This window comes from Bariatricus sp. TF06-38A, from assembly GCF_027690675.1.
GTDB lineage: Bacteria > Bacillota > Clostridia > Lachnospirales > Lachnospiraceae > Allocoprococcus > Allocoprococcus comes.
On sequence record NZ_JAQFCE010000003.1, the window covers coordinates 215,127 to 227,951 of the forward strand.

7 protein-coding genes are annotated in these 12,825 nt (G+C 43.4%); 6 read left to right on the top strand and 1 reads right to left on the bottom strand.

Annotated elements, in window-relative coordinates; all coding sequences use genetic code 11:
* Window positions 1-39 precede the first annotated feature (39 nt).
* From tpiA to PG418_RS04900, 3 genes are all read left to right on the top strand, one after another.
* The gene (gene tpiA, locus PG418_RS04890; protein ID WP_195488140.1) at window positions 40-789 is read left to right on the top strand and encodes a triose-phosphate isomerase; all 750 of its coding nucleotides are present in this window, start codon (window positions 40-42) and stop codon (window positions 787-789) included.
* A 149-nt stretch (window positions 790-938) separates the two neighbouring features.
* Entirely contained in the window at window positions 939-2,477 is a 1,539-nt protein-coding gene (gpmI, locus tag PG418_RS04895; RefSeq protein ID WP_055248296.1) for a 2,3-bisphosphoglycerate-independent phosphoglycerate mutase, read from the top strand.
* Between the two features lie 507 nt (window positions 2,478-2,984).
* Window positions 2,985-4,289 (top strand): aspartate aminotransferase type Ic, encoded by a 1,305-nt coding sequence (locus PG418_RS04900; RefSeq protein ID WP_055248298.1) that lies wholly within the window; start codon window positions 2,985-2,987, stop codon window positions 4,287-4,289.
* A gap of 364 nt (window positions 4,290-4,653) precedes the next feature.
* Here PG418_RS04900 and PG418_RS04905 read toward each other — a convergent pair whose 3' ends face one another.
* Complete coding sequence (locus PG418_RS04905) at window positions 4,654-8,895, bottom strand: acyl-CoA dehydratase activase-related protein (RefSeq protein ID WP_498837145.1); 4,242 nt, start codon at window positions 8,893-8,895, stop codon at window positions 4,654-4,656.
* 261 nt (window positions 8,896-9,156) lie between these two features.
* Between PG418_RS04905 and PG418_RS04910 the strand changes: the two genes are divergently transcribed.
* From PG418_RS04910 to PG418_RS04920, 3 genes are read left to right on the top strand one after another with little or no spacing between them, the layout of a single operon-like run.
* Window positions 9,157-9,990 (top strand): DUF1751 domain-containing protein, encoded by an 834-nt coding sequence (locus PG418_RS04910; protein ID WP_172676475.1) that lies wholly within the window; start codon window positions 9,157-9,159, stop codon window positions 9,988-9,990.
* A 43-nt stretch (window positions 9,991-10,033) separates the two neighbouring features.
* Window positions 10,034-11,470, top strand: coding sequence for a pyruvate kinase (gene pyk, locus PG418_RS04915; RefSeq protein WP_055156614.1), 1,437 nt, complete (start codon window positions 10,034-10,036; stop codon window positions 11,468-11,470).
* Window positions 11,471-11,490: 20 nt separating this feature from the next.
* A complete protein-coding gene (locus PG418_RS04920) occupies window positions 11,491-12,792 on the top strand; it encodes a diaminopimelate decarboxylase (RefSeq protein WP_022220112.1) in 1,302 nt (433 codons plus the stop codon).
* Window positions 12,793-12,825 lie beyond the last annotated feature (33 nt).

Sequence of the window (12,825 nt, forward strand, 5' to 3'; positions counted from 1 at the left end):
AGCGTCTGTAATTAAGATAAAATAAGGGAGATTATTGCAATGGCAAGAAAGAAAATTATTGCAGGTAACTGGAAAATGAATATGACACCTTCAGAGGCAGTAGAGCTTGTGAATACACTCAAATCTCTGGTTGTGACAGAAGAGGCTGACGTGGTATTCTGCGTACCTGCAATCGATATCATTCCGGTTGTAGAAGCTGCAAAAGGAAGCAACATCCAGGTTGGAGCAGAGAATATGTACTTTGAAGAAAAAGGTGCATACACAGGAGAAATCTCTCCGAACATGCTTACAGATGCTGGTGTTAAATATGTTGTTCTCGGACACTCTGAAAGAAGAGAATACTTCGCAGAGACAAACGAGACTGTGAACAAAAAGATGCTGAAAGCATTTGAACACGGACTTACACCGATTATGTGCTGTGGAGAAACTCTTGAACAGCGTGAACAGGGTGTGACAATGGACTTCATCCGTCAGCAGGTTAAAGTTGGATTCCAGAATGTAACAGCAGATCAGGCTAAGACAGCAGTTATCGCTTATGAGCCAATCTGGGCAATCGGAACCGGTAAGACAGCTACAACAGAGCAGGCTCAGGAGGTTTGCAAAGCTATCCGTGCATGTATCGCTGAAGTTTATGATGAAGCTACAGCAGAAGCAATCCGTATTCAGTACGGCGGATCTGTAAATGCAGCTACAGCACCGGAATTATTCGCTCAGCCGGATATCGATGGTGGACTTGTAGGTGGTGCTTCTTTAAAACCAGATTTTGGTAAGATTGTAAACTGGAAATAGTCAATTATACCAAGGCGCAGGCAGAAATGCCTGCGTTTTTCAGCTGTCAAAGTTTTAACAAGTGCTTGCAAGCATATGTAAAATCATGTACAATATTTAACTGAAAGAGAAATCAAACACTTTAAGACAAAATGAAGGAGTGTAAGACGATGAGTAAAAAACCAACAGTTTTGATGATCTTAGACGGTTACGGTCTGAGAGATGAAAAGAAAGGCAACGGTATTGCAGAGGCAAACACACCGGTTATGGATAAATTAATGGCTGAATATCCGTTTGTAAAAGGAAATGCAAGCGGACTTGCTGTAGGACTTCCGGACGGTCAGATGGGTAACTCGGAAGTAGGTCATATGAATATGGGTGCAGGACGTATCATTTACCAGGAACTCACCAAGATCACAAAAGCAATCGATGATGGTAATTTCTTCGAAAATAAGGCACTTCTTGCAGCCTGTGAAAATGCGAAGAAGAACGGTACAGCTCTTCATCTGATGGGACTTGTATCTGATGGTGGTGTACACAGTCATATTACACATATTTATGGAATTTTGGAACTTGCAAAGAGACAGGGGCTGGACAAAGTATATGTTCACTGCTTCCTTGACGGACGTGATACACCTCCGGCATCTGGGAAAGAATATGTTGAACAGTTAGAAGCAAAGATGAAAGAAATCGGTGTAGGTGAAGTTGCAAGTGTTTCCGGACGTTACTATGCAATGGACCGTGACAACCGTTGGGACCGTGTAGAAAAAGCATACGCAGCACTTACACGCGGCGAAGGTGACACAGCAGCATCAGCAACAGAAGGAATCCAGGCTTCTTACGACAAAGAAGTAACTGACGAATTCGTAGTACCATTTGTAGTGACAAAAAACGGTACACCGGTTGCAACTGTAAAAGACGGAGATTCTGTGATCTTCTTTAATTTCCGCCCGGATCGAGCAAGAGAAATCACCAGAACATTCTGTGCGGATGATTTTGACGGATTTGCCAGAGGAGAACGTATCAAGACAACTTATGTATGTTTTACAGAGTATGATGAGACAATTCCAAATAAAATGGTTGCATTTGTAAAAGAAGGCATCACGAATACATTTGGCGAATTTCTTGCAGCAAACAACATGACACAGGCAAGAATCGCCGAGACAGAGAAATATGCACATGTTACCTTCTTCTTTAATGGTGGAGTAGAAGAACCAAACAAGGGAGAGGACAGAATCCTTGTCAAATCGCCTAAGGTTGCAACTTACGATCTGAAGCCGGAGATGAGTGCGTATGAAGTATGTGACAAGCTTGTAGATGCAATCAAAGCGGACAAGTACGACGTAATCGTAATTAACTTTGCAAACCCGGATATGGTTGGTCATACCGGTGTAGAAGCAGCAGTGATCAAAGCAATTGAAGCTGTTGATGAATGTGTAGGAAAAGCAGTTGATGCAGTGAAAGAAGTTGGTGGACAGATGTTTATCTGCGCTGACCACGGAAATGCAGAACAGCTGATCGATGAAGAGACAGGAGAACCATTTACCGCTCATACAACGAACCCGGTTCCGTTCATTCTTGTAAATGCAGATCCTGCATATAAGCTTCGTGAAGGCGGATGCCTTGCAGACATCGCTCCGACGCTGATCGAGCTGATGGGAATGCAGCAGCCAGCAGATATGACTGGAAAATCATTATTAGTAAAATAGTAAATATATTTGCCCGGAATCATGAAAATGGTTCCGGGTGTTTTGTGTATACGATGAGCCAAGTACAGATTTGTGCTTGCACAAGAATCTGTACTTGGCGAATGTACATCACCTGGCTGTTAAGCGAGATAGTGTACAAAGTATACGAATCGAGTAGGAGTCAGCCTACTCGATTGTCAGAAGAGCAAAACATACTGCAGGAGAAAAGAAAATATGCTGCATATAAATCTGATCTACTCTTTTTGAAAAGCATCGAAATGGAAAAATGCATGAAATGAAAAACAAAAATTCAAAAAAACACATTTAAATCAACAAAAATCACGATATGTCATATTTATATGCAAGAATTGGTTGACGAAAAATCATTTTTCCTATATACTTACTACTTGTAGTGAGTTTTGATGTTGTCAAAACAGCTGAAAGAAACTGCAGATGGCAGATTTCGGAAGTATAAAGTACGGCAGGAAACACACAATGATTAGTTGATGATTATGGGAGGTTTTCAAGATGACTGCATATAGAGATATGAGTAGAGAAGAACTGCTTGAATTAAAGAGCAGACTGGAAAAAGAATTTGAAGATGTTAAAGGAAAAGGTCTGAAACTGGATATGTCCAGAGGTAAACCGTCCAAAGCACAGCTTGATCTTTCTATGGGGATGATGGATGTACTTAAGAGCACATCAGATCTTGTCTGCGAAGAAGGAGTAGATTGCCGTAACTATGGAGTGATCGATGGAATCAAAGAAGCAAAACAGCTTCTTTCTGATATGATGGAAGTACCGAAGGACAATATTATCATCTTTGGTAACTCCAGCCTGAACGTAATGTATGATACTGTTGCAAGAGCGATGACACATGGTATCATGGGAAGCACACCTTGGGCAAAGCTTGACAAGATAAAATTCCTGTGCCCGGTACCTGGATATGACAGACATTTTGCAATCACCGAACATTTTGGAATTGAGATGATCAATATTCCAATGACGTCGGATGGACCGGATATGGATCTGGTAGAGCAGTATGTGGAGAATGATCCGGCTGTAAAAGGTATCTGGTGTGTACCGAAATATTCTAACCCACAGGGAATCACTTATTCTGATGAAACCGTACACCGTTTTGCGAAATTAAATCCAGCGGCAGAAGATTTCCGTATTTTCTGGGATAATGCATATGGAATCCATCATTTGTATGAGGATAAACAGGATTATCTGATCGAGATTTTGATGGAATGTAAAAAAGAAGGACATCCGAATATGGTTTACAAATTCGGTTCTACTTCCAAGATCAGCTTCCCGGGTTCTGGTATTGCAGCAATTGCAGCATCCGATGAAAACCTTGCGGAAATCCGCAAGATGATGTCCGTACAGACCATCGGTCATGATAAATTAAACCAGCTCAGACATGCGCGTTTCTTCGGTGATATCCATGGAATGGTTCAGCATATGAAGAAACATGCAGATATCTTAAGACCGAAATTTGACACCGTATTAAGTGTACTGGAAAGTGAGCTTGGCGGACTTGAGATTGGTTCCTGGATAGCACCGCGAGGAGGATACTTCATTTCCTTCGATGCGTTGGATGGATGTGCCAAAGCAATCGTAGCAAAAGCAAAAGAAGCCGGACTGATTATGACAAAAGCGGGAGCAACCTTCCCATACGGAAAGGATCCAAAAGACAGCAATATCCGAATTGCACCGTCCTTCCCGACACCAGAAGAACTGGAAGTTGCGGCACAGGTATTCGTACTCAGCGTAAAACTGGTAAGTATTGATAAAATTCTTGGCGAAAAAGTAGAAGTTGAAGAAGCTTAATATATGTGAGAAACAGTGGATTTTCCCGAAAAGGAGTCCGCTGTTTTTTTAAATAAAGGTTGTGTGGTCGATTTTACAAAAGAAAGTCCTGCAATTTCCTAAATCCTAGTTCTCACCATCCAAAAAACTTTTGCATATGTAAAAAAAGTTACCAATACACAGACCAGAGGAATCCAAAATATTCCCCACACATGAATTTGCACTATGGAGTTCAAGACTCAGGAATCGTGGAAGCCTTTGCTGAACACGATTCCCGCCCTAAGAGGCTTGAACGGAATGGTTAGTGCAACTGAATGCGTGGGGAATATTTTGGATTCCTCTGGTCGTCCCATTAGAACCTATTATTTTTACATATCCAAAAGTCTTACATCTTCTTCTGCGCAGTCGAAAGCATCAGTTTGATGCGGTTCAGCTGGTTTACTTCGCTTGCTCCCGGATCATAATCGATTGCAACGATGTTGGATTCCGGATGACGGCGACGCAGTTCTTTAATAACACCTTTTCCGACTACGTGGTTTGGCAGACAGGCGAAAGGCTGTGTGCAAACAATGTTTGGTGCACCGCTGTGGATCAGCTCCAGCATTTCTCCGGTAAGGAACCATCCTTCACCGGTCTGGTTTCCAAGAGAAACAATTTCTTTTGCCATCGAAGCCAGGTGTTCAATATGTGATGGTGGATCGAAGCGTTTACTTGATTTTAATGCATCAACGGCAGGCTTGCGGAACCATTCCAGAGCTTTGATTCCGAGATTACCCATGTGGGCGGTTGATTTCTTCATGCCGAGATGTTCTGCTTTAAAGTTTGTATTGTAGAAGCAGTAGAGTAGGAAGTCGGTCAGATCCGGAACCACGGCTTCGGCACCTTCCTGTTCAAGAAGATCTACCAGGTAGTTATTGGCAGCTGGAAGGAATTTAACAAGGATTTCTCCGACAACTCCGACACGTGGCTTTTTGACATCTTTTAATGGAAGAGAATCAAAATCTTCTACAATCTGGCGGCAGAGACGCTTAAACTCGTGTCTGCTTGGATAGCCTTTCTTGATAAATTCGATAACTGTCTTTTCCCATTTCTTATGCATGGTATTGGCAGAGCCTGGAACAGCTTCATATGGGCGGACACGGTACAGGCAGCGCATGAAGAGATCACCAAATATCAGACCATACACACCTTTCAGTACAAGTGGAAGGGTGATCTTGAATCCAGGATTGCTTTCAAGCCCGCTTAAGTTGATTGAAATAACAGGGATATGTCCGTAACCGGCTTTTTTAAGAGCACGCCGGATAAATCCGATATAGTTGGAAGCACGGCATCCGCCACCGGTCTGCGAAATAATGACAGCCAGGTGGTCGGTGTCATATTTGCCGGAAAGGATAGCCTCCATGATCTGTCCGACTACCATCAGAGACGGGTAGCAGGCATCATTGTTTACATATTTAAGGCCCATGTCAACTGCATGCTTGTTATCATTTTTCAGTACTTCCAGTTTGTAGCCTGCTTCCTGGAAGGCTGGCTCAATCAGTGAAAAGTGGATCGGTGACATCTGTGGACACAAAATGGTATAGGTTTCCTTCATTTCCTTTGTAAAAGGAATTTTTTCGATATTTGCCGGACGAATGGTGCGCTCCATATGCTTCTGCTCGCGGACGCGGATGGCGGCGAGAAGAGAACGGATACGGATACGTGCAGCACCCAGGTTATTAACCTCATCAATCTTAAGAGAGGTATAAATCTTGTCGGAACCGGTCAGAATATCTGCAACAGCATCGGTTGTTACGGCATCAAGACCGCATCCGAAAGAGTTCAGCTGGATCAGATCCAGATCATCTCTTGTCTTTACAAAATTGGCTGCTGCGTACAGTCGGGAATGATACATCCACTGATCCATAACAATCAGCGGACGTTCTACCGGATTCAGATGGGAGATAGAATCTTCCGTCAGAACGGCAAGTCCGTAGGAGGTGATCATCTCCGGGATACCGTGGTTGACCTCCGGATCGTAATGGTATGGACGACCGGCAAGTACAATGCCGCGGGTTCCTGTCTTTTCCATGTAAGCGAGTGTTTCTTCACCTTTTTTGCGGATGTCCTGACGGCATGCAGCAAGTTCTTCCCATGCAGCATGAGCGGCATTTTTGATTTCTTCTGCTGGAAGATTCTTTGCAGAAGTAAATTCACGGACCAGTCCGTCTGTGATTGTCTTTTCGCTTGTGAGGGCGAGGAATGGATTCATGAAATCTACTTCACCGTGTACGATCGGATCCATATTGTTCTTGATGTTCTCCGCGTATGAGGTGACGATCGGGCAGTTATAATGATTGTCGGCATCGGCAAATTCACCACGTTCGTATGGTATACAAGGGTAGAAGATAAAGTCTGCACCCTGGTTGATCAGCCACTGTACATGTCCGTGCGCCAGCTTTGCCGGATAACACTCGGATTCGCTCGGAATAGATTCAATACCAAGTTCATAAATCTTATGTGTAGAAGCAGGAGAGAGTAACACATGATATCCCAGTTTTGTGAAGAAAGTAAACCAGAACGGATAGTTCTCATACATGTTGAGAACTCTTGGAATACCAACCGTTCCACGTTTTGCTTCGGATGGATCTAATGGCGTGTAACCAAAATAACGTTCATTTTTATAAGCGAAAAGGTTTGGCACATCACTCTTTGCTTTCTCTTTTCCAAGACCGCGCTCACAACGGTTTCCGGAAATAAAACGACGTCCGCCACTGAATTTGTTGATGGTCAGACGACAGTTGTTGGTACAGCCGTTACATTTTGCCATTGAGGTTGTATAGGTAAGTTCATTGATTTCATCAATGGAAAGCATGGTTGTATTTTTACATTCTTTGAAACCATAGCGTTCTCTTGCAATCAGTGCAGCCCCAAAAGCACCCATGATTCCTGCAATATCCGGACGGATTGCCTGACATCCGGCGATGGTCTCAAAGCTTCTGAGTACGGCATCATTGTAGAATGTACCACCCTGTACAACAATTTTTTTACCAAGCTCAGATGCATCGGATACCTTGATAACCTTGAAAAGAGCATTTTTGATAACCGAATAAGCAAGTCCGGCTGAAATATCGGATACTTCAGCACCTTCTTTTTGTGCCTGTTTTACCTTTGAGTTCATAAATACGGTACAACGAGTACCGAGGTCAATCGGATGTTTCGCAAAAAGTGCTTCATGTGCAAAATCCTCTACGGTGTAGTTCAGGGATTTGGCAAAAGTCTCGATAAAGGAACCGCATCCGGAAGAACATGCTTCGTTGAGCTGTACGCTGTCTACAGTCTGATTCTTGATCTTGATACACTTCATATCCTGACCACCGATATCGAGGATACAGTCTACATCCGGTTCGAAGAAAGAAGCGGCGTAATAGTGAGATACGGTTTCAACTTCGCCTTCATCCAGAAGAAGTGCGGCTTTAATGAGCGCTTCTCCGTAACCGGTTGAGCAGGAGTGAACGATCTGTACGCCTTCCGGAAGCTGGCTGTAAATATCCTTGATCGCACCGATGGTCGTACCAAGAGGATCACCGTCATTGCCATGGTAGAAGGAGTACAAAAGAGTACCGTCTTCTCCGACCAGAGCGGCTTTCGTGGTGGTAGAACCGGCATCGATTCCAAGGTAGGCATTACCGCGGTAGCTGGCAAGATCACCAACCGGCACCTGATGCTTTGCATGGCGGTTCTTAAATTCATTGTAATCTGCTTCGCTGGAAAAGAGCGGCTGCATACGCTCAACTTCAAAGTCCATTTCAATATGGGCATCCAGCTTTTTCTGCATCTCACCAAGAGAGGTGACTACATCCTTTTTAGAGTTCAGCGCAGAGCCGACGGCTGCAAAAAGATGGGAATACCTTGGTGCGATAATGTGTTCGTCATCCAGCTTGAGAGTACGGATAAACGCTTCTCTCAATTCAGAGAGGAAATGAAGCGGTCCACCGAGGAAAGCAACATGTCCGCGGATTGGTTTTCCGCAGGCAAGACCACTGATGGTCTGGTTGACGACTGCCTGGAAAATAGAAGCAGACAGGTCTTCTTTGGTAGCACCGTCATTGATCAGCGGCTGGATATCTGTCTTGGCAAATACGCCACAGCGGGCTGCAATCGTATAAAGTGCTTTGTAATTTTTGGCATATTCGTTCAGACCGGTTGCATCTGTCTGGAGAAGGGACGCCATCTGGTCGATGAAAGATCCGGTACCTCCGGCGCAGATTCCGTTCATACGCTGCTCAATATTTCCATTTTCAAAATAGATGATCTTGGCATCTTCGCCGCCCAGCTCGATCGCTACATCGGTCTGTGGTGCATAATCCTGAAGAGCGGTGGAAACGGCAACAACCTCCTGGACAAAAGGTACGCCAAGATGCTTTGCCAGAGTAAGACCACCTGATCCGGTAATCATTGGAGATACCTTGATCTGACCGAGCTTGTAGATAGCACGACCAAGCAGATCAGAAAGGGTTTCCTGAATATTGGCGAAGTGACGCTCGTAATCAGAAAACAGAACATCATTATTACTGTCCAGAACTGCGATTTTAACAGTTGTAGAACCGATGTCAATCCCCAGGGTATGTAATTCTGTCTGATTCATGATTTAACTACTCCTTATTACAATTAAAAAATTTGTCTGTGTTATTACCTATTAAATGTAGTTCGCAGAGAACTACAGTATCTTACATTATACGACAGAACCAACGAAAATACAAACAGAAGTTATGTATGGCATTGTAGAAAAAAGTGCCTGGAAGTGAACAAAAGATGTAAATTATGTGAAAAGAGAGTAAAGAGGTGGAATGGAATTGACAAAGTAAAAAGCAGACGATAAAATAACATACGTGGAAGGAGGTTTTGAATGAAGAACTGGTTAGATAAAATGGAGCGCAGGTTCGGGCGCTATGCAATTAGAAATCTTACGATGTATCTGCTTGCAGGTTATGCAATCGGATATCTTTTGAGTTTTACGATGCCACAGCTTCTTACCTATTTTACACTGGAACCGGCACTGATTTTGAAAGGGCAGGTGTGGCGACTTCTAAGCTGGGTGATCATCCCACCGAATGACAATATTATTTTTGTTATCTTTATGATGCTGTTATACTATTCCCTTGGTAATACGCTGGAAAGCTACTGGGGGGCATTTCGTTACAATGTTTACATTTTCTCAGGAATATTATTTACAGTTATTGGAGCTTTTATTGTGAATGGACTGATCGGAGGCATTACCGGATTTGGAAGCCTTTACAGTACTTACTATATCAATATGTCCATTTTCCTTGCATGTGCATCCATCATGCCGGATTATCAGCTTTTGCTTTACGGCATTATCCCAATCAAGATGAAGTGGCTTGCAGTTCTGGATGTGGTTCTGCTTGCGGTAGACGCAGTGCAGGGCGGTCTGATCATACGGATCGTGATCATCGCATCGCTTTTGAACTTTATTATTTTCTTTTTCTGCAACCGGAATCTGCGTGGACACAGTCCGAAACAGGCTGCCCGCAGAAAGAAATTCCAGAAGCAGATAAGCCGTCCGCAGAATCAGTATGCAGGCGGTGCAAAGCACAGATGTGCAGTGTGCGGTCGTACGGAACTTGACAATCCGACACTGGAGTTCCGTTATTGTTCAAAGTGTAACGGGAATTATGAATATTGCCAGGACCATCTTTTCACACACGAACATGTGAAGTAGAGTTCTAACATAGAATCAAATTGAATAATAAGAGGAGGAAACAATGAAAAAAACCAAGATTGTTTGTACAATGGGACCAAACACCAACGACAGAGAAATGATGAGAAAGCTGATCCAGAATGGAATGAATGTGGCACGTTTCAATTTCTCACATGGTGATCATGAAGAACAGAAGTTCAGAATGGATATGCTCAAAGAGCTTCGTGAAGAGGAACATACAAACACTGCAATCCTTCTGGATACAAAGGGACCGGAAATTCGTACAGGAATCCTGAAAGATGGAAAGAAGATTACTTTAAAAGAAGGAGAAACCTTCACTCTGACAACAGAAGATATCGTAGGAGATAATAAGAGAGTATCTATCACATATAAGGGACTGGTACAGGATATTTATAAAGGCTGTACCATTCTGATCGACGATGGCCTGATCGGACTTCGTGTAGAGAGCAAGACAGAGACAGAGATTGTCTGTTCTGTAGTAAATGGTGGAGAACTTGGCGAAAGAAAAGGTGTTAACGTACCGAACGTAGCCATTCGTCTTCCGGCTATTACAGAAAAAGATAAGGATGATATCCGTTTCGGTGTAGAGCAGGATATTGACTTTATCGCAGCATCATTTGTAAGAAATGCAGAGTGTGTACTTGAGATCAAGGCATACTTAAAAGAACTCGGCGCTCCGTATATTCCAATCATTGCAAAGGTAGAGAACGCAGAAGGTATTGAGAATATTGATGAGATTATCCGTGCGGCTGATGGTATCATGGTGGCACGTGGAGATCTTGGTGTAGAGATCCCGGCAGAGGAAGTGCCGCATCTCCAGAAAATGATCATCCAGAAATGTAATGACAACTTTAAGACTGTTATTACTGCAACACAGATGCTGGATTCTATGATGCGTAATCCGCGTCCGACAAGAGCAGAAGTGACGGATGTTGCCAATGCGGTATACGACGGAACAGATGCAGTTATGCTTTCCGGAGAGACAGCACAGGGGAAATACCCTCTGGAAGCACTCCAGATGATGGTTCAAATTGTAGAGACGACAGAGGAACATCTGGACTATGATTCCATTCTTGTTAAAGCCGGAGATCATCTGAAGTCAGGTGTGTCCAGTGCAATCGGATATGCTTCTGTACTTGCGGCAGCGAACCTGAATGCAAGATGCATCATCACTCCATCTGTATCCGGTGCAACAACAAGGGTTGTATCCAACCTTCGTCCGAGACAGGAAATCCTTGGAATTACACCGAACGAACGTACCCTTCGCCGGATGTCGATCTACTGGGGCGTAAGAGGATTGAAGTCTCTGGAATTCCATACAACAGATGATATCTGCAGTGGGGCAATTGATCTTGCACAGGCAAAGAAATGCGTGGACAGTGGAGATATTGTTGTCCTGACAGCTGGTATTCCTTCACCGAGCGTACAGCGTGAAAAGGGTTCTGTAAGTAATATGATGCGTATTGCAACCATCGACTAGACGAAAGAGAGATGAACAGAATGAAAAAAGAACCATTCGTAACAAAGACACAGTTAGATGAAATCGTAAAAGAATATCCGACTCCGTTTCATCTTTATGATGAAAAAGGGATTCGTGAAAATGTAAAAGCACTCAAAGAAGCCTTTGCATGGAACAAAGGATATAAAGAATATTTTGCAGTAAAGGCAACTCCAAACCCATATATCCTCAATATTTTAAAAGAATATGGATGCGGATGTGACTGCTCTTCCTATACAGAGCTTTTAATGTCTGAGTCTGTCGGACAGGTTGGAGAAAATATTATGTTTTCTTCCAATGATACACCGGCAGAGGAATTTGCACTTGCTGATAAGCTCGGCGCGATCATCAACCTGGACGATATCACACACATTGATTTTCTGGAAAAGACGATCGGAAAGATTCCGGAGACAATCAGCTGCCGTTATAATCCGGGTGGACTTTTTAAAATTTCCAACAGCATTATGGATAATCCGGGAGATGCCAAATACGGTATGACAACTGAACAGATTTTTGAGGCATTCAAGATCCTGAAGTCCAAAGGCGCAAAAGAGTTCGGTATCCATGCATTCCTTGCAAGTAATACTGTAACTAATGAATATTATCCGACACTTGCACGTACTTTGTTTGAAGTAGCAGTTAAGCTTCAGAAAGAGACCGGTGTACATATCAAGTTCATCAACCTTTCCGGTGGTGTGGGAATTCCTTACAAACCGGATCAGGAACCGAACGATATCAAGGTGATCGGTGAAGGTGTAAGAAAAGTGTACGAAGAGGTTCTTGTTCCGGCTGGAATGGGCGATGTGGCGATTTACACAGAACTTGGCCGTTTTATGCTTGGACCTTATGGATGCCTTGTGACAAAAGCAATCCATGAAAAGCATACGCACAAAGAGTACATCGGTGTAGATGCATGTGCCGCAAACCTGATGCGTCCGGCTATGTATGGTGCCTACCATCACATCACTGTCATGGGAAAAGAAAATGAACCATGCGATCATACTTACGATGTGACTGGTTCTCTGTGCGAGAATAATGATAAATTTGCAATCGACCGTCAGCTTCCGAAGATTGACATGGGAGATCTGCTTGTGATCCATGATACCGGAGCACATGGATTCTCTATGGGATATAATTACAATGGACGTCTTCGTTCCGCAGAAGTTCTTCTGAAAGAGGACGGAGGTACACAGCTGATCCGCAGAGCAGAGACGCCGATGGATTACTTTGCAACTTTCGACTGCTTCCCGGTTTATGAGGAACTTAAGAAGAATACGGAAGAAGCGGATAAGCTTGGAAAATAATTTCAAATAGTTTATTTTGAAAAAATACTTGCG

Bases quoted from the DNA above. Each gene is read 5' to 3' on its own strand.
- tpiA (WP_195488140.1), top strand. From the start codon at position 40: ATGGCAAGAAAGAAAATTATTGCAGGTAACTGGAAAATGAATATGACA.
- gpmI (WP_055248296.1), top strand. From the start codon at position 939: ATGAGTAAAAAACCAACAGTTTTGATGATCTTAGACGGTTACGGTCTG.
- PG418_RS04900 (WP_055248298.1), top strand. From the start codon at position 2,985: ATGACTGCATATAGAGATATGAGTAGAGAAGAACTGCTTGAATTAAAG.
- PG418_RS04905 (WP_498837145.1), bottom strand. From the start codon at position 8,895: ATGAATCAGACAGAATTACATACCCTGGGGATTGACATCGGTTCTACA.
- PG418_RS04910 (WP_172676475.1), top strand. From the start codon at position 9,157: ATGAAGAACTGGTTAGATAAAATGGAGCGCAGGTTCGGGCGCTATGCA.
- pyk (WP_055156614.1), top strand. From the start codon at position 10,034: ATGAAAAAAACCAAGATTGTTTGTACAATGGGACCAAACACCAACGAC.
- PG418_RS04920 (WP_022220112.1), top strand. From the start codon at position 11,491: ATGAAAAAAGAACCATTCGTAACAAAGACACAGTTAGATGAAATCGTA.